The organism is Pantoea anthophila (genome assembly GCF_006494375.1).
Taxonomy (GTDB): domain Bacteria; phylum Pseudomonadota; class Gammaproteobacteria; order Enterobacterales; family Enterobacteriaceae; genus Pantoea; species Pantoea anthophila.
This window is the reverse complement of sequence record NZ_VHIZ01000038.1, coordinates 65,094-88,474: the sequence shown is the minus strand read 5'-3', so window position 1 is coordinate 88,474 and position 23,381 is coordinate 65,094. Positions and strand designations below refer to the sequence as shown.

Annotated in this window: 20 protein-coding genes; 15 read left to right on the top strand and 5 right to left on the bottom strand. The window is 54.0% G+C overall.

Annotated elements, in window-relative coordinates; translation table 11 throughout:
• Positions 1-85 precede the first annotated feature (85 nt).
• Both FJW00_RS09405 and FJW00_RS09400 read left to right on the top strand, forming a co-directional pair.
• Positions 86-295: a CsbD family protein gene (locus tag FJW00_RS09405; protein WP_009093260.1), complete on the top strand. Its 210-nt coding sequence runs from the start codon at positions 86-88 to the stop codon at positions 293-295.
• A gap of 187 nt (positions 296-482) precedes the next feature.
• Positions 483-1,247 carry a MerR family transcriptional regulator gene (locus tag FJW00_RS09400; RefSeq protein ID WP_140923799.1) on the top strand — a complete coding sequence of 255 codons (765 nt, stop codon included), beginning with the start codon at positions 483-485 and terminating at the stop codon, positions 1,245-1,247.
• Between the two features lie 72 nt (positions 1,248-1,319).
• Here the strand turns inward: FJW00_RS09400 and FJW00_RS09395 are convergent, their stop codons facing one another.
• A complete protein-coding gene (locus FJW00_RS09395) occupies positions 1,320-1,808 on the bottom strand; it encodes an Hsp20 family protein (RefSeq protein ID WP_009093258.1) in 489 nt (162 codons plus the stop codon).
• Between the two features lie 171 nt (positions 1,809-1,979).
• Entirely contained in the window at positions 1,980-2,219 is a 240-nt protein-coding gene (locus FJW00_RS09390) for a hypothetical protein (protein WP_009093257.1), read from the bottom strand.
• 367 nt (positions 2,220-2,586) lie between these two features.
• On the opposite strand from FJW00_RS09390, the gene FJW00_RS09385 reads away from it, so the two are divergent.
• The 3 genes from FJW00_RS09385 (at position 2,587) to FJW00_RS09375 (ending at position 6,469) form a co-directional block, all read left to right on the top strand.
• A complete protein-coding gene (locus FJW00_RS09385; protein ID WP_140029917.1) occupies positions 2,587-2,811 on the top strand; it encodes a DUF3606 domain-containing protein in 225 nt (74 codons plus the stop codon).
• Positions 2,812-3,328: 517 nt separating this feature from the next.
• Positions 3,329-5,113, top strand: a complete 1,785-nt coding sequence (locus FJW00_RS09380) for an EAL domain-containing protein (protein WP_140923795.1) — start codon at positions 3,329-3,331, stop codon at positions 5,111-5,113.
• Positions 5,114-5,281: 168 nt separating this feature from the next.
• Entirely contained in the window at positions 5,282-6,469 is a 1,188-nt protein-coding gene (locus FJW00_RS09375) for a diguanylate phosphodiesterase (protein WP_009093254.1), read from the top strand.
• Between the two features lie 1,262 nt (positions 6,470-7,731).
• On the opposite strand, the gene FJW00_RS09370 is transcribed toward FJW00_RS09375, so the two are convergent.
• The 3 genes from FJW00_RS09370 to FJW00_RS22800 form a co-directional block, all read right to left on the bottom strand.
• Positions 7,732-8,805 (bottom strand): RepB family plasmid replication initiator protein, encoded by a 1,074-nt coding sequence (locus FJW00_RS09370; RefSeq protein ID WP_009093253.1) that lies wholly within the window; start codon positions 8,803-8,805, stop codon positions 7,732-7,734.
• Between the two features lie 1,226 nt (positions 8,806-10,031).
• Positions 10,032-10,277 (bottom strand): hypothetical protein, encoded by a 246-nt coding sequence (locus tag FJW00_RS22575; protein ID WP_258317031.1) that lies wholly within the window; start codon positions 10,275-10,277, stop codon positions 10,032-10,034.
• Positions 10,278-10,376: 99 nt separating this feature from the next.
• The gene (locus FJW00_RS22800; RefSeq protein ID WP_444939631.1) at positions 10,377-10,535 is read right to left on the bottom strand and encodes an SDR family oxidoreductase; all 159 of its coding nucleotides are present in this window, start codon (positions 10,533-10,535) and stop codon (positions 10,377-10,379) included.
• Positions 10,536-11,471: 936 nt separating this feature from the next.
• Here FJW00_RS22800 and FJW00_RS09360 point away from each other — a divergent pair.
• The 10 genes from FJW00_RS09360 (at position 11,472) to FJW00_RS09315 (ending at position 23,362) form a co-directional block, all read left to right on the top strand.
• The gene (locus FJW00_RS09360) at positions 11,472-12,674 is read left to right on the top strand and encodes an AAA family ATPase (RefSeq protein WP_009093252.1); all 1,203 of its coding nucleotides are present in this window, start codon (positions 11,472-11,474) and stop codon (positions 12,672-12,674) included.
• On the top strand, positions 12,671-13,642 hold the full coding sequence (locus tag FJW00_RS09355) for a ParB family protein (protein WP_140923793.1): 972 nt from the start codon (positions 12,671-12,673) through the stop codon (positions 13,640-13,642). Before FJW00_RS09360 ends, FJW00_RS09355 begins: the two co-directional genes overlap by 4 nt.
• Positions 13,643-13,825: 183 nt before the next feature.
• Positions 13,826-14,752, top strand: a complete 927-nt coding sequence (gene cscK / locus FJW00_RS09350; protein WP_140923790.1) for a fructokinase — start codon at positions 13,826-13,828, stop codon at positions 14,750-14,752.
• A 158-nt stretch (positions 14,753-14,910) separates the two neighbouring features.
• Positions 14,911-16,425: a carbohydrate porin gene (locus FJW00_RS09345; RefSeq protein WP_140923788.1), complete on the top strand. Its 1,515-nt coding sequence runs from the start codon at positions 14,911-14,913 to the stop codon at positions 16,423-16,425.
• Positions 16,426-16,491: 66 nt separating this feature from the next.
• A complete protein-coding gene (locus tag FJW00_RS09340) occupies positions 16,492-17,862 on the top strand; it encodes a sucrose-specific PTS transporter subunit IIBC (RefSeq protein ID WP_046103061.1) in 1,371 nt (456 codons plus the stop codon).
• Positions 17,862-19,271, top strand: a complete 1,410-nt coding sequence (locus tag FJW00_RS09335; protein WP_140923786.1) for a sucrose-6-phosphate hydrolase — start codon at positions 17,862-17,864, stop codon at positions 19,269-19,271. The genes FJW00_RS09340 and FJW00_RS09335 overlap by 1 nt, the downstream gene beginning before the upstream one ends.
• Before the next feature lie 28 nt (positions 19,272-19,299).
• Positions 19,300-20,304, top strand: a complete 1,005-nt coding sequence (locus tag FJW00_RS09330) for a substrate-binding domain-containing protein (RefSeq protein WP_140923784.1) — start codon at positions 19,300-19,302, stop codon at positions 20,302-20,304.
• Positions 20,305-20,783: 479 nt separating this feature from the next.
• On the top strand, positions 20,784-21,731 hold the full coding sequence (locus FJW00_RS09325; protein WP_009093245.1) for a LysR family transcriptional regulator: 948 nt from the start codon (positions 20,784-20,786) through the stop codon (positions 21,729-21,731).
• Between the two features lie 325 nt (positions 21,732-22,056).
• Positions 22,057-22,626 carry an HD domain-containing protein gene (locus FJW00_RS09320; protein WP_140923782.1) on the top strand — a complete coding sequence of 190 codons (570 nt, stop codon included), beginning with the start codon at positions 22,057-22,059 and terminating at the stop codon, positions 22,624-22,626.
• Positions 22,627-22,663: 37 nt separating this feature from the next.
• Positions 22,664-23,362, top strand: a complete 699-nt coding sequence (locus FJW00_RS09315) for an RraA family protein (protein WP_009093243.1) — start codon at positions 22,664-22,666, stop codon at positions 23,360-23,362.
• The last annotated feature ends 19 nt before the right edge of the window (positions 23,363-23,381 follow it).

Below are 23,381 nucleotides of genomic sequence, written 5' to 3'. Positions count from 1 at the left end.
GTGCCATGCTTGATCCATCTGACAGCCATCTGGCCAACAGATATTCATCAGATCCCTGGATAATCACCGAGTTGGGAGAATCACCATGAACGAAGATCGCATTGGCGGTAACTGGAAGCAGTTCAAAGGTAAGGTTAAGGAAAAATGGGGCGATCTCACGGATGACGATATGACCGTTGTGGAAGGGAAGCGCGATCAGCTGGTCGGTAAAATTCAGGAACGTTACGGCTACGAGAAAGATCGTGCCGAGCAGGAAGTGAAAGAGTGGGAAGATTCCAACAAGTATCACTGGTAATCCCCTTTTCCCGCCGGGCGTTTACGCGCCCGGTGCCTGCCCTTTTCTCTCATGGATGTTAACGACCCCGCCCCGCTGTGCAACACCCGATACATTATGGAAATGATTGTTTCTTTATTCATCGCTGGCGCGCATACTACGCTGACTTCCCTGGTGACGGGAGCCCAAAACCTTACGGATACCAATCATGCCTCAACACTCTACCGACACGATATGTGCGCTTGTCGGTGTTCTTCCTGAAACGCTGAGACGCTGGCGCCGCGCCGGGTTGATTACGCCACCGGATGCTGGCGGTTATTCAGATAATCAGCTTACGCGTGCCCTCTATGTGCGGGATATGACGTCAGGCGGCCATACGCTTTTCGATATCCATGCAGCGCTTAACTGGCCCAGTGTTACGCTGCCCGGCGGCTGGGCCTGCCGGGAAGAGGATATGCTGCAGCTGCTCTCTCAGAGCTCAGACGAGGATATTCATCGCGAGTTGCGGATGATGAACATTGACTACTGTGGCGATGATTATGTGAACTGCTACCTGCGCCCGCTTAATCTCTGGCTGCGTACTGACGTCAGCGAAGGGGCAGCGCAGCGTCTTGAGCGTTTTCACACCGCCGTGGTGGGTCAGTGGGAACGCCTGGCGCAGGCCGCCAGACGACGCAGCACCATCCCGCTGTTCCTTGAAGCGGTCAGCGTGACGGATGAGACAGAGATCTGGATGGAAGCGATACGGCTCAACGGACAGGGATTCCGGGTTGAAGTGGCCGCCGAGGCGTCAGGCGTGCCTGCCATGGCGAATCACCGCTTTGAGCACCATCTGATGTGGTGTGGCGACGGAATTACGCCATCCAGGAAGGCAATTTTTCAATCCAGTCTTGAGGCAGGCGATCCCGTCATGCTGACCGGAACAGACACCCGCGTGAAACTGCCTGAAAACACCCTCTCCGCCAGCGCCTGATTGCATGACTTCTTTTGCCTGCCCGCCATCAAAAAGGCGGAAACAGCCTTTGCCATTTCCGCCCTGCAGCTATCAGTGATGCTCAAGCGTACGCGGACCGCCGATGGCAATCGGAATGCGACGCGGTTTCTCGCTCTCCGGTATCTCCTGAATCAGATCGATACGAAGTAATCCTTCAGCCAGACTGGCTCCGGTGACCTTCATATGCTCCGGAATGGAAAAGTTCAGCTGGAAGTCGTGGCGCGCTATCCCGCGATGGATCCAGCCGCCGCTCTCCTCCCGGGCCTCGCCTGTCGATTCCTGCGACGCTTTTTCCCTGTGACCGGCTATGGAAAGACGTCCGCCACGTAACTCGATCTCCAGCTCATGCTCTTTCCAGCCTGGCGTGCTGACAGTCAGCGCATAGTGGTTATCCTCCACGCGCTGCAGATCATAAGCGGGAACGGAGGTGACCGGGCTGTCACCCGTCAGCTGACTGAACAATTTATCGATGCGGCTGAAGCGGTCTGAAAAAACGGAATCAGCCAGCGAAGGCAAAACTGAAAAGGGTTGTAGTGACATCGTGATAATCTCCTGAACAGGTTCATCCAAAAGTTCATCTGACCGGTTTCAGATTCCCGATCACCTTCAAAATAGGGATTAGGGCTACATTTTCAAGCCGGGAAATAGATTTTTTTCCGCTTCACCGGATCCTGTTATCACCGGGAATCAAATCAGGATAGCGGGCTGCCGCTATTTTTTATTCTGCGGTGCAAGAACGAAATGAGGATGACGGCCGGCCAGCAGCAGCAGCAACTCATATTCACCCTGACTCAGTAACGCAGGATTGGCTGCAGCTTCTTTCGTCTGCCAGACGCGCAGACTGAGGTCGAAACGCTCTGCGGCGCTCTGCTGTGACAGCCCGGCGGCCAGACGAAGTTCACGCACATTACTCTGAACAGCCACAGGCGGCTGAGGGGGACGATTAACCAAAAAGGACTCCTTCAACATGATGAAACCGCAAAGGCGCAGCGCTTCGCCTGTATAAAGCGAAGCGACCCGGAAGTGGCCCTGCGAATTGACCTGAGAATAATTGACCATTTTAAATAAATGTCAAATTCCGGATTCTGCATTCCGGCAGGATTTCTTTGTAAACGAAACGGGTAATTCTGCCCCGCCGGCGACTTTTCTATTTTTTTAGAGTGCCTTATTGCGCCAGCCAGGAATAGTCCTGATATTTGACTTAAGCGCGATTCAGGGATTAATCCGCTACCTCAATGCCTCACTCTTCATCACGATAGCTGTTTAGCCTGAGGATGCTGCTCAGCGGGCACCATCAAAAATACGAGGAGGATAATAAATGAAAAATCCTATCCAGCGTCGCTCACCCGACGATCTGTCACGGGTAGAGATCCGTGAACAGTGGCAAATCACCTACTGGACCCAGGAGCTGAAGACGACTCAGGAGAGGCTGACGCGTGCGATTCGCGAACAGGGATCGCTGACCGAACAGGTGCGTGCGTGGCTGGAGCAAAACCCGCCACCCCGGCGTCCGTCACAGTCCGGCCACGGCATCAAACGTTAACCTGATTACTGCCTGACGTGCTGCGTCAGTGGCAGCCCGGCGGCGGATTGGCCTGATTCAGCCATCACAATGGCGACAGGTTATCTCTGCCGGAATGACCCGGTTTCCTGCTTTTACCAGTCATATTAACAGGTTATCTTTCTCACCCGTCTCTGCTCAGCGACGCGGCTCCGGAGCCTGTCGCGGCTGCAGGGTTCAGACTGACTTAGCAAAACCATTCACGCTCCTGAATGCATATTGTTCTGCTGCCTGAAATAAATATTAAAAAGTCTGAAATCACGCGTTTTCTGAAAATGACAACAATATGTAAATATTAACACCTCTCTTCGATTAAATTTTCGAATCGTAAACATGCTTTTAATGCGTTAAAGAAAATATTAAGAGACAGCTACCGCAGAGTCACCTATCATTCAGCGGAAAATAAAAAATACGCTATATTTACTGCCGCCTGATCGACATTTCAAACCGGACAGTTTTCTTTTTCGCTCCGTAATCAACCGGTGCGGGGTATACACACATGCTTAAGAATTTAAACGGCGATGATGAACGCAGAAGCCGTGCTATACAGGCGTTGCGCAGTCCTGATGAAAGTCGCGATGACGTCCTGCGGAAATTTGTCCGTCTGGCGAGTCAGGCACTGGGCATTCCGGGCAGCTTTATCTCTGTTCTGGATGATGAGTATCAGACCGTACAGGCCTCGCACACATTCAATCTTCAGCGCTCCACGCGTGAAGATTCTCTCTGTCGCCACGTGGTCGACAGTAACACGCCTATGGTCGTGCCCGACACCTGGCACGACCCGCGTTTTGTCAGGCATCCCCTGATCACCGGTGCACCCTTTATTCGCTTCTATGCCGGCGTGCCGCTGAAAACGCGCGATAACATTATTCTGGGTACGCTGTGTGTGACCGATACCGAGCCGCATGTGTTCACCTCTGACCAGGTCATCACGCTGACCCTGCTCTCCACGCTGGTCATGTCTTTTCTGGAAGCCTGGCATGCGGCCGGGTTTGTCGATCCGGTAACCGGACTGCCTAACCGCCAGCGTCTGATCCGGGATTTGCAGTATCTGGCCGTGGCGGGCGACATCACACCCCGCCGCCTGGTCCTGATTGATTGCATTGATATGTCGCGAGCCTATGAACTGGCCCGCACGATGGGAATGGGGCCGGTTGAAAGCCTGCTGAAAGATATGGCCACCCTGCTGCCACTGCGGCTGCGTCCGGCGGTGGGCGAAATGCTCTATACCGTGGCCACCGGGCGGTTTGCCATCCTGACCCGGGCAGACAGCCGCCTGAGTGCCGCCTGGGTGGCCGGTCGTCTGGAGGGGATCAGTGCAGATGTGGATGATGGACTGTCGGTCGCGCTGACACCGCACACCGGCGAAGCGGGCTTTGTGGCCAGTCAACTGTCGGCACCTGAGGTATTACGTCGCGCCGTCAGTGCCCTGAACGATGCGGTCGGACTGGGGCTGCCCTCGCAGCGCTATGACGCCGAGGCGCAGACGCAGCATGCTGACGATTTACTGCTGATGAACGATCTTAAAGCTGCGCTGCGCGACAACGTCGGGCTTTATATGGTTTACCAGCCGAAAATCTGCCTGCAGAGTGGCAGACCGGTGGGGCTGGAAGCGCTGATCCGCTGGCAGCATCCTACCCGGGGTGAACTCTCGCCAGGTGCCTTTATCCCGCAGGCTGAACAGACCGAACTGCTCTCTGTGCTGACCGCCTGGATTATCGATCAGGCGGTAGCCCGCCTGAGGCGGCTCAGGAATAGCTGCATCCAGCTGCCGTTAACGATTAACGTCAGCGTGAACGACTTCTCGCAGGAAGGCTTTGCTTCAGCACTGGAAAGCAAGCTGGTCAGGGCTAAGCTCCCCACCTCACTGCTGGGCATTGAGTGTCTGGAAACTGAACGTATCCTTGAAAGCCCTGATGCCCTGCGCGGGCTGGAGAGACTCAGAGAGTGTGGATTTACGATTTCGCTGGATGATTTTGGCTCCGGCTACAGCAATATCAGTTATCTGCGCCGGATGCCGCTGGATGTTATCAAGCTGGATCGCTCCCTGATCAGCGAGCTCTCTTCCGATACTGCCTCACGCATCATTGCCCGCAGCATCATCGCCATGCTGAAAGAGCTGGACTACACCGTGCTGGCTGAGGGGGTCGAGTGTCCCGATGCGGTGACCTCGCTGACAGAGTATGGTTGTGACCAGGCACAGGGCTACTTCTATTCCAGACCGCTGAACGAAGAAGCGCTGGATCACTGGCTCAACTGGAAGCTGCGCGGAGAGCCCTGCTGAGTGACCGTCTGCACGTACCGGAGCTGTGATCCGGAACGTCACCCGACAGCCGCTGCGCTTATTGCTGCCTGCCCGTGTGCACGCCGTGCTACAGTCAGTAAGGAAAGATGAAACATTTTTTAAACAGTGTTAGCGTGTGCGCTATATTCACCTAAAGCGGAGCTGCACATGCTGACTACCATTATATACCGCAGCCATATTTCCGATGATTTTCCGGTCAGAACCCTGCCTGAGATGGTCGATCACGCCAGCGAAATCAACACTGCGCACGACGTAACAGGCATCCTGTTATTCAACGGCACACACTTTTTCCAGTTGCTTGAGGGGCCGGAAGCAGGCGTTCAGGCAGTCTATCAGCGCATCTGTGCCGATCGCCGGCATCATAATGTCGTGGAGCTGATGCGCGACTACGCACCTTCCCGCCGGTTTGGTAATGCGGGTATGTCGCTGTTTGACCTGCGTGAACATGACCGCTCGTCGCTGCTCCAGGCGGTGCTGGACAAAGGGACCTCGAAATATCAACTGACCTATGATGATCGGGCACTGCAATTCCTGCGGACCTTTGTTGAGTCACGCGAGAAGGAGAACTATTACGAGGTTCTTCCGCCCGGTTACTGGGAATTCATTTCAGAGCATAACGAGGTGCCGGATTCCCGCCCTGAAACAGAAGGCGTCAGTTTCCGCCCGGTCGTCGATCCGCTGGCTCGCAAGGTTACCGCGATTGAAGCCACTATTGTCAGAGCGGCGCCCTCCGATGCAGCCTCAGACGCCCAGCTTCACGCTGACGATCTGGAGACCCTGAAAAAGACATTCGCCCATGCAGGTCAGGTCTGCCCTGATGGCATGACGCTCTACGTCAGCCTGCTGCCGATGACGCTGGTGGTGATACCCGATGCCGTCACGCAGATTGTGGCCGCCATTCAGCAGGCGGGACTGGTGCCGGAGCAGGTGGTCATCGGCGTGAGCGAAACGGCAGTTATCTCTCAGCTGGCCGCCTTCTCTGAAGCGGTTCGTGCGTTGAAAGCCGCCGGGATCAGCCTCTCTATCGACAATTTTGGAGACGGCTCCGCCGGGCTTTCGCTGCTGACCCACATTCAGCCGGACCGTATTCGTATCGACGCCGGGATCACCCGCGACGTTCACCGCAGCGGCCCCAAACAGGCGGTGGTTCAGGCAATTATCAAATGCTGTTCTGCGCTGGAAATCACCGTAATCGCAGCCGGTATCGTCCAGGCCGAGGAGTGGATGTGGCTGGAGGCGGCTGGTGTGATCAACTTCCAGGGCACCCTGTTTGCTGCCGCTGGCCGCTACCAGGCTGAATCGGTCGCCTGGCCGGAATACCGGGAGGCGATGTAACGCAACCTGCCTGAACAGCAACAGAGCGGCTGGCGCGCCGGCCGTTTTGTTGCCTCACTCCTGACAATCCTCGCGCAGTTCACTGATTCACTTCCCTGCCCCGTCTCTTTTCCCTGACCTGTTGTATGAGCTTTTACAGCTTCCCGTTTTGACAGCGTATTTCTGACCAGTCAGGCACAGGAATGAGGGATAACCACTATAGCGAGTAATGTTACTTCCCTGCTGCCTGCGGAAAGTCGATTTGTTACATATTTGCACACCGGCAAAGGCGTAATGTGCCAGATATCCACTATAGCGAGTGAATCGCTGCTCAGCTCAGCGTCAGTAACCACTGTAGCGAGTATCGGTGCCAGTGAGAGTTCCTGCTCAGGCGGTTCAGCGACGGGAAACAGGCCAGCAACCACTATAGCGAGAAGACTCCTCAGGCAGGAGGCGTGTTTACTGTTGCAGGGACTCTCTGAGGCCATTTCGGGTGCATCGGGCCTTTCATGCAGGTCAGTTCTGTGGCGGTCAGTCTTAAGAGAACCACTATAGCGAGTGATGACTGAGGCAGAGCATCGTCCTGGTATTTTTCTTGAGGTCTTATCTGACAGGCGATATAACAATAGTAAGCACTCACACATAAGGTAAACCCCCTTAAGGCGTGGCCGGTCAGAAACAGTAACAACCACTATAGCGAGTAAACCTCACCTGCCTGTTTCCGTTTGGCAACCACTGTAGCGAGTGTGTTTACCCCTTAAAACGCTATTATCTGATCATTAACTCACCGCTTTAGCGATAAAACAACCTGATAACCACTGTAACGAGTAGCTCACAGGAGAGGAAGAGCATGGGAATGGCACGATTAGCTTCGAAAACAGAAAGGGTAACCACTATAGCGAGTAAGTGAAGCGCGCGCTGCGCGATAAATACCTGCCCTGCCCCGCTTCTTCTGAGGCATGAAGACGTTCAGCCGGATAACCACTGTAGCGAGTAAAGCAGAGAAATCTCTGTGTCAGCCGTACTCATCATCACCTTTAACAGAAGAGCAACCACTGTAGCGAGTTAACACTGGCTGCGTCGGTTAAAAACGACACAAGGCAGATTAGGTGGAGGCCACAGCGATTGAGCGGGATCTCTGACGCGGGCAGCGGGTGGATTACCACTGTAGAGAGTAACGTAACTCGCTACAGTGGTTGGGTCAGGCCTTCCTGACATCCCTACTCTCAGGCCGCGAGCGGAAAGGGCTATCACAGGGAACGAGGCGTGCTAACGTCTGAAAATTATTGCTTTTTTTGCTTCCTGATTTTGTTCAGCAGCTCTTTCTCCTCACGTGACACCATCACCAGCTCGCTGCTCTCCTCTTCCATCACGGCTTCAGGCTGGCCGACATCAATAACAGTCGGATCGTTGTAGAGATCGTCGAACTCATCCATTTCGTCATCGATCAGACCAGACTTGCTGAGCGGCAGCTCGGCCGGGCGCAGCTTGGGGTGACGGTAATGGACCCAGAAGTAAACCGATGAGCCGCGCCGGGTTTCCGTGTAGTCAAGGTATCCAATCTCTTTCAGCTGCTCCATGGCCTTTCTGACGGTGGCGTTCTGGGTGATCACACGCGAAGTCAGATTAAGTCTGGCACGCAGACGGGCCATAGATATCGGCGCCGGTTTAGGCGGAAGACTCTCAATGAAGGTGTAGAGCGCCTGGGCCGACTCTTTACGTGCCAGCTCATTGATGGCTTTCAGCTGCAGCAGGACTTTCCTGTCGAACTGGTAGAGCTCAAAGATTTTGGGATCGGCCTGTAGGGTGACCGTGTCCTTTTTGATGCTGTATTTGGCAGACTGCACCAGATGCGTGGTGTAGTTCTCGCCGCCCTTGCTGGTAAATGTCAGCGTATTGGAGGCAATACGGGTCAGGGAAGCATCCAGACGGCTTCTGAGCTTCGAGGAGAGACGCACAGAGGGTATGCCACACAATTTGGCGAATTCAACGAAAGAAAGCGTTACCGTGTCTCCCAGACACTCATGCGTGGCGAAGGCACGGATGATCCCCACCCAGGTTTTGAAATCGTTGTCCATATCCAGGCGGGCACCCAGAATCTTGATGTTGTCATACCCTTCCGAGCGGACCAGGGATAACTGTTTAAGATCCTGTGTCACATCCATGGCATTCATCTGGTTTTTCTGACTGCGCGCCGTGGATTTCAGCGTCGGAACGAACAAGCCAAGTCGCATCAGCGCGACCGGCTGAACGGTGTTGTTGCTGTTAGGCGTGAGAGTAACAACCTCGCCAGTGCGTTTGTCTGTTTCGCTAAATGCATCCGCTATGTTCAGGATATCGGGTTCTTTTCTTGGCATCAGGCAGATCCGTGTTATGAACAGGCAACAGCCGCTGTTACTCGATACAGTGGATACTATCACTCACTATAGCGGTTAATCTACTTACCGCAGTGGTTATTTCTCTCACCACAGTGGTTATCTTACTCGCTACAGTGGTTGCTGACAGGGCCTTAAGCCAGTGCTGTCGGGGCCTGACCTGCTGCAGGGATCTTTCAGGAACTATTAATGATCTTATGAGGATCGGTTACTGGATCGAATCGGTGGATAAACGTGTAAAAACGCGCGGTTAAACGTTCATTTTCAGAAAATCAGACCAGCCGACCAGACCCATATCTTCAGAGCCAGCCTGAAAGCAGGCTGTAGCTGATAGCACTGCCGTTTATCCACCGTTATCAGGGCCGTCTGCTCGCTACAGTGGTTGTTCACTACTCACCAGCGCGGTTACTTCTCTCGCCATAGTGGTTGTTATGCTCTCCGCAGTGGTTGTTTTTCTCGCTATAGTGGTTACTGATCCCCTCTCAGGCCTTGTGTCACAAGGCTCAGGCCGCTGCGGGGATCTGTTTAGGATCTCAATGTGATCTATTGAGGATCGACCAATTGGATCTGGCCTGTGGATAACGGGGATAAAAAGACCCAAACCAGACGCTATTCCCGTCTCAAATGAAACTGCTTTTCTGCCGTGATTCAGCGTTAAGCCGTTTCAGCAAACATGACCAGACCCAAAGCCTGACACAGGAGGGTTTAAACAAACTCACCGAAAAACAAAAATTATCGTCAGCGGGGTTTCCGGGTGAGTAGTGCGCTTAAGTTGTCGATCAGCCATCAACTTTTTCTGAAGAGAAAAACGTAAACTCACCCTGAATAAATCTTACCTAAGAAATTGATTTATATATTTTTATCCGGAATTTTTCATGATGAAAACACCGTGAATTATTTCGATATTCAACTGACATCCAGTGAAATACTTTTGCCGGTAAAGGAAAATTACACACCAGTAAAGCAAAAGTCAGAATGCGAGAGCAGAGTGATATGCAGAAGAAGAGAAGTTCAGACCTGCCAGAAAAGAACCCGATTCAGAGCGCAGTAGTCAATTTTCGAATCTGGATGAGAAAGCGAGAACTTATCTGGTAATCATCTGCGAATAAAAATGTAGAGCTGAATAAAGGGGAGTCCGGGATCTTAAGGAGGGCGGTTTTAACCGCCCTGATACTTATCCCGGCTTCCGGTTAAACTCCCCCCTCTTTTCATCTGGCCAGAGCCAGAATCGTTTCGCGGTAAGAATGCAGATCACGGCCTGGCATCTTAACCAGACGCTCGCGGTCGCCCTCCTGAGGGATCATGCCGTCGCTGACGTAACGTTCGGCCATAATGCGCATTTCATATGCCATCCACTCAGGCATGAAATTTGCCATACTGGCCTCAAAGCCGCCCGGATCATCACCTCCATAAGCAATGGGGCGACCCAGCACCTCAGTCCAGATCGCAGCCACATCCGCGCCGGTGAGGATGTCGGGCCCGACTATATTGATTGTCTCAACAGACAGCTTCCCCGCCGCCCGATCGCGACGAATCAGTTCAATGGCAGCTATTTAAGCAATATCACGGGCATCAACCATAGCCACCCCTTTGGAACCGATGGGCATCGGATAAACGTTATGTTTTCTGACCACGTCTGCAATCATTACCTCATTATCGATGAAGTAGGCAGGCCGCAGAATGGTCGCGCTGAAGCCCAGAGTTTCAAGCATGCGCTCTGCGCCTAACTTTACAGCAAAGTGAGGCACGTTTACGGCCTTATCAGCAACAAACACCGACAGGTGAACGACCCGGTCAATGCCGGCTTGCCGGGCTTCATTTAGCGTAATCAGGGCGTGTGAATTCATCCCCGGTGACAGCATTCAGAAGAAAAAGCGTGTCGACACCAGCGAAGGCTCACCGCAGGGAATCGATATCGAGCAGATCGCCTTTAAAGATGTCCACGCCGGTTGCAAAGCCCGAAGGTAAAATGCTTCGTTGAATTCATCTGTAGGAGATAGACGACGGGCTGGTTTATGCCATAAGAAAGAGAAAGGTTAAAACTGATGATCATCCCCGAAACCAGACGCCTTATCGCATCGCATGCACTGTGCTTACAGCTTCTGCGCCTCTGGCAGTGACCTGGCTGACGCCGGACACAACGGCTCACAAAACGACGTCTTACTCCCCCGCCTTCTTGCTACTCTGTCATGCTGGTTTAACTGAGAAAAAGATTTCTGTAAACGATTACGCCGCTGAATAGAGCTGTGAAAGTCGCCTTTCAGTAAGCGTGGTTCAGAATTCATTGCCGGTCTGAATAGCAGAATGAAAAAACACCCTGTCTGACCATGCTCCACTGCAATTTTCACCAAGGAATTTCACGCGTTACTTATTGATTTTTAATAACTATTTCAATATTTTCATGATGAAAACACCCTTCTCACGGCGCTGCCTGCAGCTGAACACCACATCATAAAGACGCTCAGAGCTGGCTGTATCCTACAGAAATGCCCGCACCATCACCCTGCTCCCTTCAGCACCCTGCATGGTTTCCCGACGATTTCTTATCGTCTGCAGTGAAAAATCCAGGTTTTTGGCATTTTTCTAAAAAATTGGCAGATATGCGCTTTTTGTGTAGTATGCCAAAAAACATTAAATCAGAGGGGCTTATGAAGCGTGATTATGGTGGAGTGCTGGAAATGGCCACGCGCGCCAATTCCATGTTACATGGACTGAGTAACCATATTGAGCAGCAGCGTCAGGAGTTTAACCAGACCGGTTTTTACCAGACCTTCTCACGTAATGCCGTTGCCAATATGCCTTTGCTGAGCAAGCACGCGGTCGTCGCGGCTATCGGGGATATGGAAGCTGCTGGCTACCAGTTTGGCAAAAAACAGACGGGCAGTACCTCGCAGTATGCACTGACCATTCAGAACGTCGTCGACATTTATCAGCACCGTAAAGTGCCGAAATATCGCGACCGCCACGACGGCCCTTTTGTCGTCTTTGTTGTCAGCCTCAAGGGCGGGGTCTCTAAAACGGTCAGCACCGTTACGCTCGCCCACGGTATGCGCGCGCACCCCTCCATGCTGCATAACGATCTGCGCATCCTGGTTATCGACCTGGACCCGCAGGCATCAAGCACCATGTTCCTGAGTCATACCAACAGCGTGGGTTCCGTTCTGGAAACGGCCGCTCAGGCGATGCTCAACGATCTCGATGCAGACCAGCTTCGCGAACAGTTCATCAAACCTACCGTCATGCCTGGCGTGGATGTTATCCCGGCGTCAATTGACGATGGCTTTGTGGCCAGCGACTGGGAAGAGCTGGTTGCCGAACACCTGCCGGGGGTAGCGCCATCCGAAGTATTGCGCCGTAACGTCATCGATCGTCTGGCAGGCGATTACGATTTTATCTTCCTGGACACCGGCCCGCATCTGGATTCCTTTATGCTGAACGCGATCGCAGCCAGTGATGTGCTGCTGACGCCTACGCCACCGGCCCAGGTCGACTTTCACTCCACGATGAAGTATCTGACCCGCCTGCCGGAAATGCTGGAGCGGATTGAATCTGAAGGCGTTGAACCGCGACTGAAGGCAAATATCGGCTTCATGTCAAAAATGACCTCTAAACACGATCACCTGACATCGCAAAGCTATGCGCGGGAAGTCTTTACGAAATCAATGCTGGACTGCAGCTTACCGCGCCTGGATGGATTTGAACGCTGCGGTGAATCTTTTGACACGGTGATCAGTGCCAACCCTTCCTCGTATCCGGGCAGTGCCGATGCCCTGCGTAAAGCGAAATATGAAGCTGAGCAGTTCTCAAGGGCGGTATTTGATCGCATCGAATATATCAGGAGCACCCTGTGAGCAAACCTATACAGCGCATTGGCCGCAAATTTGGCGACTCCGCGATTGCAAGCATGATCGACAGCAGCAGCCAGTCGCGGACTTTTACGCTGAAATCGGGCGCGAAGGCGACCTTTGTGCGTCAGCTGATCCCGCATGACGATATCGAAACCCGGACCAGCGTAGACCCGGCCATTAACGGACGGGATCAGAGCAGCCTGACACCGGAGTCGCTGCAGGAGATCACCCGGACCATTACGCTGCAGCAGTTTTTCCCGGCCATTGGTCGCGTGAACGGTGACAAAATTGAGATCATGGACGGTTCCCGCCGCCGCGCCGCCTGCATTCTGTCGGGTGCCAGTCTGGAAGTCCTGGTAACCGCCGATGCGCTGAGCCTCGCGGATGCGCGTCAGCTGGCCGCGGATATTCAGACAGCAAAAGAGCATAACCTGCGCGAGCTGGGACTGCGCTTTATGCTGATGAACGAGAACGGCATGAGCAAATCAGAGATTGCTAAAGCCGAAGGCATCTCTAACGCCAAAGTCTCCCGCGCGTTCCAGGCGGCTGCCGTACCCGCCGAATTTATCGGCCTCTTCCCGGTGGTGTCGGAACTGACATTGCAGGACTACCAGTTACTGCTCGACGTGTGGGAAGAAGCAAAGGCGGAGGCCGCAGACGTCACGGAACTGATCAGCGGGATTGAGCAGCAGCTGGAGGCTGAGGGTTCACTGCTGAGCGCAAATGCAGATGAGAAAAAAAGTGCCATTCTCAATGCCTTTAAAAGCGCCCGTCGCCAGTTAAAAAAGCCCGCGCCGGTCAGCAAAACGGTGACGGAAAAACTGGCCACCTTTACCACGGCAAACACCTACGCGCGCCGTAAAACCAATGACGAGAAACGCACCGTACAGTATGAATTCAGTCGTCTGCCGAAAGAGATTGCTGAGCAGATAGACGCATCGATCCGGCAGATTCTCGCCACCCTGAAGTAACCTGCCTCGCTTCAGCGAAAACGAAACCGGCTCAGGCCGGTTTTTTTTATCGCTTCTCTACCCCAATGACCTGCTCGCGGCTGTCAGCGAGGTATCGCTCCAGCATTAGAACACTTGAAGTTGGCATCGTTTCCCGCTATAGCTAAAACGGTTTAGCGTTCAGGTCTGATTAAAGGAGTCTGTATGTCAGTTCGCGTGTGGTGCCTCGGCGATGCCGTGGTGGATTTACTTCCCGAAATGCCGGGTCGGTTAATGCAGTGTCCGGGCGGGGCGCCCGCCAATGTCGCAGTGGGCGTCGCGCGTCTGGGGGGAAACAGCGCGTTTATCGGCCGGGTTGGCGCGGATCCCTTTGGTGAATTCATGCGGCAGACGCTGCAGGAAGAGCAGGTCGACACCGGGGCCATGATAACCGATCCCCGGCACCGCACCTCGACGGTGGTGGTCGGGCTGGATGAACAGGGCGAACGCTCTTTTACCTTTATGGTGCGGCCAAGCGCCGACCTGTTTCTTGAACCGGGCGACCTGCCTGCGTTCGGCCGCGGGGAGTGGCTGCACTGCTGTTCCATCGCCTTAGCGGCAGAGCCTTCGCGCACCACCACGCTGAAGGCGATGGAACAGATCCGGGCCGCAGGCGGGCATGTCAGTTTTGATTTAAATCTGCGCCACGACCTCTGGCCCGATCCGGCACTGCTGCAGGCGGTGGTGAGCAAGGCGCTCAGTCACGCCGATGTCGTTAAACTGTCAGATGAAGAGCTCGATTTTCTCTGTCCGGAGGGTGAAGCGGCCGGGCGCATGCTGCAACTGGCGTCGCGTTATCAGATCAATTTGTTGCTGGTGACGCGGGGCAGGGAAGGAGTGCTGGCCTGTTATCAGGGCCGGGTTGCGCACTACAGCACCTCCCCTGTGGTCAGTGTCGATACGACGGGCGCAGGCGATGCCTTCGTGGCGGGGTTATTGTGGGAACTCGCAAAGTCGGGTCTGCCCGCCAATGAATCACAGCTGGCCCGCGCGCTGGCGAGTGCTCAGCGCTGCGGTGCACTAGCCACCACGGCTAAAGGCGCCATGACTGCACTCCCCTGGCTCCACCAGCTTCAGGAACTGACGGAGTAATCCCTGCTTTTTTACCCCTGTTTTGCGAACTATCTCACAATCACTAAACCGGTTTAGCTATTTTCGTTGCGAAGGGAAATTACCCGTGGCTATGATTTGGCCTAAACCGGTTTAGCAAAAAGCCGGTGATGATAGCCTCCTCTCAGGGACATAAAAAAATGAAAAAAAGCACCATTGCAGTGACCCTTTCTACCCTGTTGCTTTCCTCTCCCGTCTGGGCCGATTCCAGCATGAGCAGTATCGAAGCCCGTCTGGCAGCCATGGAGCAGCGGCTTCAGGCGGCCGAGCAGCGGGCGGATGCCGCCGAAACCCGCGCACGGGCTGCTGAGAAGCAGGCTCAGCAGCTCGCGGCGGTTCAGCAGCAGAATCAGGCCTCTGCCGCTCAGGTCGAACAGCGCACCGCGAAGCTGGAGCAGCATTCGGCCGATGAAGGCGGCTTTGAATTTCACGGCTATGCCCGATCCGGCCTGCTGATGAACAGTTCAGCCGCTAAAACCCAGGGCGGTCCGACCGTAACCCCCGCCGGGGAGACCGGCGGTCACGTTGGTCGTCTGGGTAATGAACCGGATACCTACGTTGAGCTGAATCTGGAGCATAAGCAGACGCTGGCCAGCGGGGCCACAACCCGTTTTAAAGCGATGCTGGCCGACGGGCAGCGGACCTATAACGACTGGACGGCCGCCAGCAGCGACCTCAATCTGCGTCAGGCGTTTGTCGAACTGGGCCAGCTGCCTACTTTTACCGGTGCCTTCGACAACGCCACCGTCTGGGCCGGTAAGCGTTTTGACCGTGATAACTTTGATATCCACTGGATCGACTCCGATGCGGTGTTCCTTGCCGGAACCGGTGCCGGTATCTACGACATGAAATGGAGCGATCAGGCGCGCAGCAACCTCTCTCTCTATGGCCGTACTTTTGGCGACATTGAAAACAACGAAAACACCGCGCAGAACTACATCCTGTCACTGAACAACTTTGTCGGTCCGGTGCAGATGATGGTCAGCGGCCTGCGGGCAAAAGATAACGATGACCGCCGGGATATTGAGGGTAACAAAGTCAAAAGCGATGCAGCCAATACCGGCGTCCACGCGCTGCTGGGCCTGCACAACGACAGCTTCTATGGGCTGACAGACGGTTCGTCGAAAACTGCACTGCTTTACGGTCACGGACTGGGAGCGGAGGTGAAATCCATTGGCTCTGACGGCGCACTGCTGCCGGAGGCCAGCACCTGGCGTCTGGCAAGTTACGGCATCACGCCGCTGGGCGGCGGCTGGCACATTGCGCCTGCTTTACTGGCGCAGCGCAGTGATGACCGTTACGTCAGAGGGGACAGCTACGACTGGGCGACGGTCAACCTGCGGCTGATTCAGGAAATCACGCAGAACTTTGAGATGCAGTATGAGGGCTCCTATCAGTACATGGATCTGCGTCCGCAGGGGTATAACAATCGCAACGCGGTCAGCGGCAGCTTCACCAAGCTCACCGTGGCGCCCACGCTGAAAGCCGGTGATGTCGGTGACTTCCTCAAGCGCCCGGAAATCCGGCTCTTTGCTACCTGGATGGACTGGGATCACCGGCTGGATAACTATGCCAGTGACGACGCCTTCGGCAGTAAAGGGTTTGATGCCGGTGGCGAATGGAACTTCGGCGTTCAGATGGAAACCTGGTTCTGACCGGCTGGCCCCGCATCCGGGGCCGGATAGTCACGCGGATAAAAACATAACAAGACAGAGGTATGTATGGACTATGTGAAGATTTCCCGGGCACTCCTGCCCCTGCTGGGTGGCAAAGCGAACATCGCCAGTGCCGCACACTGCGCTACCCGGCTGAGGCTGGTGCTGGCCGATGATGCGCTGGCGGACACCGCTGCCATTGGCCGGATTGAGGGGGTAAAGGGGTGCTTCCGCAATGCGGGACAGCTTCAGGTGATCTTTGGCACCGGCGTGGTGAACAAGGTGTATGCGGCGTTCATCGCCGAGGCGGGCATCAGCGAATCGAGTAAGTCTGAGGCGGCGGATATTGCGGCCCGTAAGCTCAACCCTTTCCAGCGAATTGCCCGTCTGTTGTCGAACATCTTTGTGCCGATCATTCCGGCCATTGTGGCGTCGGGGCTGCTGATGGGCCTGCTGGGGATGGTCAAAACCTACGGCTGGGTTAACCCGGAGAATGCGCTCTATATCATGCTCGATATGTGCAGCTCGGCGGCCTTTATTATCCTGCCGATCCTGATTGGCTTTACGGCGGCGCGCGAATTTGGCGGTAACCCCTTTCTCGGCGCGACCCTCGGCGGCATCCTGACGCATCCGGCCCTGACTAACGCCTGGGGGGTCGCGTCGGGTTTCCACACCATGAACTTCTTTGGTTTTGAAGTGGCGATGATCGGCTATCAGGGGACGGTATTCCCGGTGCTACTGGCCGTGTGGTTTATGAGTATGCTGGAAAAGCAGCTGCGCCGGGTTATTCCGGATGCCCTCGATCTGATCCTGACCCCGTTTCTGACCGTGATTCTGTCTGGCTTCATTGCGCTGCTGATCATCGGTCCGGCCGGCCGTATGCTGGGTGATGGCATCTCCTTTGTGCTCAGCACCCTGATCGCACACGCAGGCTGGCTGGCTGGCCTGGTGTTCGGCGGACTCTATTCCGTGATCGTCATTACCGGTGTGCATCACAGCTTTCACGCTATCGAAGCGGGGCTGCTGGGTAATCCGTCCATCGGGGTAAACTTCCTGCTGCCTGTCTGGGCGATGGCGAATGTCGCTCAGGGCGGTGCCTGCCTGGCGGTGTGGTTTAAAACCCGCGATGCAAAAATCAAAGCGATTTCGCTGCCCTCCGCGTTCTCTGCGCTGCTGGGGATCACGGAAGCCGCGATCTTTGGTATCAACCTGCGCTTTATGAAACCTTTCATTGCCGGCCTGGTCGGGGGCGCGCTGGGGGGAGCCTGGGTGGTTTCGGTGCACGTCTACATGACCGCCGTCGGCCTGACCGGTCTGCCGGGCATGGCCATCGTGCAGGCCGGGTCGCTGCTGAACTATATTATCGGTATCGCCATCGCCTTCATTTCGGCGTTTGTGATCTCTTACCTGCTCAAATATAAAACGGACGCGGAATAATGAGCGCATCAACACGTCTGGCCGCTATCCTGCAGGCGGTCATGCAGGGTATGCCCGCGGCGCTCAGCGACCGCCACTATCCCGGCTGGCATCTGGCACCGGTGACCGGGCTGCTCAACGATCCTAACGGCTTTATCCATTTTGACGGACACTATCATCTTTTTTACCAGTGGAACCCGCTGGGGTGTGCACATCAGCATAAGTGCTGGGGTCACTGGCGCTCAGCGGATCTGCTGCACTGGCAGCATCAGCCCATTGCCCTGATGCCTGATGAGGAGTATGACCGCAGCGGTTGCTACTCCGGCAGCGCAGTGGAGGAGAACGGCGTGCTGACGCTGATCTACACCGGTAACGTCAAATTTGAGGATGGCTCGCGCACCGCGTGGCAATGCCTGGCGCAGCAGAACAGCGCAGGGGAATTCGACAAACTCGGCCCGGTCATTGCCGTGCCGGAGGGTTATACCGGCCACGTCCGCGATCCTAAAGTGTGGCGGCACGAAAACCACTGGTACATGGTTCTGGCGGCGCAGACCACGCAGCGGCAGGGCAGGGTGCTGTTACTGCGTTCTGACGATCTGCGCGCGTGGCACTCTCTCGGCGAAATAGCGGGCAGCGAGCGGGGAGGACTGGGCGCCGCGGGCTACATGTGGGAATGCCCGGATATGTTCACGCTGGGCGACAGCACCTATCTGATCTGCTGTCCGCAGGGCGTGGCGCCGGAAGAAAAACGCTACCTGAACAGCCACGCCTGCGCCTGGCTGAGCGGCTCTCTGGATTATGAGCAGGCTGAGTACACCCACGGCCCGCTGAATGAAATGGATGCCGGGTTTGAATTTTATGCGCCGCAGACCACGCTTACTGCAGACGGACGGCGTCTGCTGGTGGGCTGGATGGGTACGCCGGATGGCGAGGAGATGGCCCAGCCGACGGTCGCGCATCGCTGGATCCACCAGATGACCTGCCTGCGTGAACTGAGCTCACGCAACGGGCGGCTCTGTCAGCAGCCGGTTGCTGAACTGCAGGCGCTGCGCGAAGCGGAGCAGCACTATCAGGGTCGCGCTGATGACATGCCACCGATCGCCGCCGCGCGACTGGAGCTGATGCTGGAGAGTCAGGGAGATATCGAACTCAATTTTGCCGATACGCTGATCCTGTCGTGGCAGCAGGATGAACTGCGGCTTGCCCGTCGCAGTCTGGTTACGGGCGAGTGGATCTTCCGCTACTGGACAGGGGCAGCCCGCCGGTTACAGATCCTCTGCGACCACTCCAGCGTGGAGATTTTCATCAATGAGGGGGAAGGCGTGATGAGCAGCCGCTATTTTCCGGACACGCCGGCGAAGCTCACCCTGCGCGGAGGCGCAGAACTGACGGCCCGCTACTGGTCGTTGCGTCGCTGCATGGTAGAATAACGGCCTGTTCCATCAACCGTGTCCTGCCGTGAGAAAAACCAAACGCGTTACCATCAGTGACATTGCCGGGCTGGCTGGCGTTTCAAAAGCCACTGCCAGCCTGGTGCTTAACGGCCGTGGCGAAGAGTTACGGGTGGCAAAGGAGACGCGTGAGCGGGTTCTGACGCTGGCCCGTGAACACCATTATCAGCCCAGCATCCACGCCCGGATGCTGCATGATGCCCGCAGCCACACGCTGGGGCTGGTGGTGCCGGAGATCACTAACCATGGTTTCGCGGCCTTTTCGCATGCGCTGGAAAACCTCTGCCGGGCAGCCGGTCTCCAGCTGCTGATCTCCTGTACCGATGAAAATGGTGCTCAGGAGAGGGTGGTCGTGAATAACCTGGTTGCCCGTCAGGTCGATGGGCTGATTGTCGCCTCCAGCATGCTGGATGACAGTGACTATGTCAGCCTCAGCGAACAGTTACCGGTACTGCTGTTTGATCGCCACATGAACAACACCGCGCTTCCCTGGGTGATCACCGACTCGGTCACCCCTACCGCCGATCTCGTTGAAAAACTGGCGCGCGCCTGTCCGGAAGAGATCTACTTCCTTGGCGGACAGTCGGCGCTGTCGCCTACCCAGGATCGTCTGACAGGATTCCGGCAGGGGCTGGCGCGCGCGGGGGTGACCCTGCAGCCGGAGTGGATTATTCAGGGTAACTACCATCCCGGCAGCGGCTATGAGATGTTTTCGGCCTTGTGTGACCGGCTGGGACGTCCTCCTAAAGCGATGTTCACCGCCGCCTGTGGTCTGCTGGAAGGAGTGCTGCGCTACATGAGCGAGCATCACCTGCTGACCCGCGATATCCGCATCGCCAGTTTTGACGATCACTATCTGTATGATTCGCTCTCCATTCCGATCGATACGGTAGAGCAGAATGTTCCGGCACTGGCGCAGGCCTGTTTCTCCATGCTGACCACCCTGATCCGGGGAGACGACCCCACCGAGAGTCAGCTGGTCTTGCCGGCCACACTGCGGCTGCGCGGTTAACGGATGCGGGGCAGATCCAGCGCCCGAGAGCGTTGTTCTCTGCATCACTGAGGCATACAACGTCATTTACCCCCCCGCCAGATCATTTTCGCCGTATCGGTATAACGATACAGCGACCTCTTAGGGTGCGTAATGCACTGTGCATTCACCCTGAGACTGCGGCACCGGATAAGGGTACAGGCGGTATCGGGCCATTCATAACGAGCCATCGCTCACACGTATTAAAAAAACCATCGCTTCAGCTCAGGTTGTCGGGGGGACACAGCGCGCGAGAAAAAATATAATGGCAATCGATAATTCAAAGAAGATGATGCAAAAAAGTTAACGATGTTTAACCTCATTTACTTGCAAATATAAAAGCATCATCTCTTTTAGCAACTTTTAATTTTTAATCATTATCTTCAGCATTTCAATACACGCAGATTGCCGTAAATCAGGCGAGTAAAACGCGCTGGTTACAGGCTTACAGGGAGGTCATTATGAACTTAATCAGCATGCGTTACTTTGTTGAGCTGGCTGAAAATTTAAATTTCACCAGGGCTGCACAAAATCTTTCAACCTCTCAGCAAAATCTCAGTGTACACATTAAAAAATTAGAGGATTATTATGATACGATTCTCTTCCACAGAAAACCGCAGATTAAACTCACTCAGGCTGGCAGCGCGCTGTATGATTCTGCGATAAAGATACTGATGGAAAGCGATAATATCTCATCACGATTAAGCGATATTAAGCATCATCATATTGGCACGTTATATATCGGGGCGACGCCCTACAGAGGAAGTTACTGGCTTCCTATGGTTCTGCCGGATTATATAAAAAAATGGCCCAACATTACGATAAACCTGACAAACGAAAAATCAGCCAGGATGGAACAGATGCTGATGTCCGGAGAGCTGGATTTTTTTGTTGGGATAAAACAAGGGGATGACCCCCTGTTAAAAACCATCCCATTGATGAACGACAGGCTCTATCTTGCCGTAAATAAAAATCTGCTGATTGAGCATTTTGGCAGTGACACAGATAATTTTATCGCAGGATGCCAGCAGGGCACGACGCTTGATAAATTCAAAGACTTTCCCTTTATCTGTTTTAAATCGGATTACCGGCTGCACAAAATTGTTAACGCATGCTTTGAGGAGGCGGGATTTGAACCGCGGAGAATATTTGAGGTTGACTCCATCGATGTTATGCTTGCCCTGTTTGAATTTGGTGTCTTTTTTCTGACTGAAATAAGAATACCCTCCTTACAGGAACGCTATCCGGAAGGTGTGTTTCTGCCCGTTCTTCTTCAGAATGACTATGTTTTCAGTCCGCTGAGCATTATTTACCACAAAAACCGCTATCTATCACGCTATGCGCGTGACTTCATCTCCCGGACAACGGCGCTATTTGGTACGCCCGGACCTTTTTCACGGCATCGCTGACGCAACCCGCGTGGTGATAAGCCTTCCTGTAACGGAGTTGACGGTTTTATTATGAACCAGACTCCGGAATTTCTGTGAGGTTAATTGCAAATCTCACCGTTTTATATTGACGGCTTAAGCGTGATTAACGAAGTCCTTATTGCAGAATAGTTAAATTAACTTTAAAGAATGCATAAACAACATTTCTTTGTCGGAAATAAATAAAATATTGTTTCTGTTGGTGCGTATTAAAAAATAGAATGCCCGCAAGGTCATCATATTCACCCGGTTTCCGATAGGGTGAAGGTTCTTCTTTATTATCTGACAGGACTTTGTGAGGCAGGAAATGTGCGAAATCACCATTGAAAAGATAAAAGAGTTTTTCCCTCAGTTAGCAGCAGTCAAAAACAGAAGGCTTGCGGATGCTGCATGTGAAATCTGGGTTGAGGCATTTCGGAACAGTGCATGGGAGAACATTGAAGATGCACAGTTTGCGATCAGAGCACCGGATGTTTCTTTGGTTAAGCACACCGAGAATGTCACGGATAATGTCCTGCTTATTGCCCGGAATATCCAGAAAAAATTCGGGTATGAAGTTGACACCGATATTCTGATTGTTTCCGCTGTACTGCATGATGTATGCAAGCTGGAAGAGATGGAGATGGGGGCGGGTGGGCCGGGCACCAGTAAAAAAAGTCAAACGGGTAAGCTTTATCAGCATGGCTTTTTAAGTGGGTATTACACCCATAAATACCGACTTCCGGAAGCAATTACGGCATTGGTCGTCGCGCATTCAGGACAATCCAGAGTTATCCCTCAGGGCATTGAGGGGATGATTTTATTCTATGCAGACATGATGGATGCTGATGTCCATTTTGTTCATGCCGGAACAGATATTTGTCTTACTGAAAAATAAAACGTCAGAAACAGATCATATTAATAAGGAGTCGCTCATGTCAGTGGGTAATCGCGTTTTCACCAGGAGAAAATTGCCGGATCCTGAACTGGTTAAAGCTTTCAGTAAAATTGCAGCCGCAAATGTGGCGGATTGCATGGGGAGATTATGCGGAATGAACCCGCAAATCAGACTGATGTCGAACCCCTCCGGCAGAATTATGTGCGGGGTTGCGTTAACGGTCAAAGCCCGAGCGGGTGACAACATGATGCTCCATAAAGCGATGAATATTTCACAACCTGGCGATGTGATTGTTGTTTCCAATGAGGGGGAACGGAGCCGGGCTATCATGGGTGAAATCATGTTTAATTATTTACAGGGCTTCAAAAAAATAGAGGGGATTGTTATCGATGGCCCGGTCAGAGACATTGATATTCTCTCTCAGGGAACACTACCTCTCTATGCAACCGGAACCACCCCCTCAGGACCTTACAAAGAGGGCCCCGGAGAAGTTAATGTCCCGATTTCCTGTGGCGGTATCATGGTCAATCCTGGCGATATCATCCTGGGTGACAGGGATGGCGTCATCGTCATTCCGAAAGACGACGCTTACTCTGTTCTGGAAAAATCAAAAATATTATCTGAGAAAGATAAAGAAAAAGCCGTCAATTCCGCAGCCGGTACGGTTAATCGTCAATGGGTAGACGATTTAATGGAAAGAAAGAATGTAGAGATTATTGATAATCACTATGAGTAATAAAATAAAACCAGGAAGA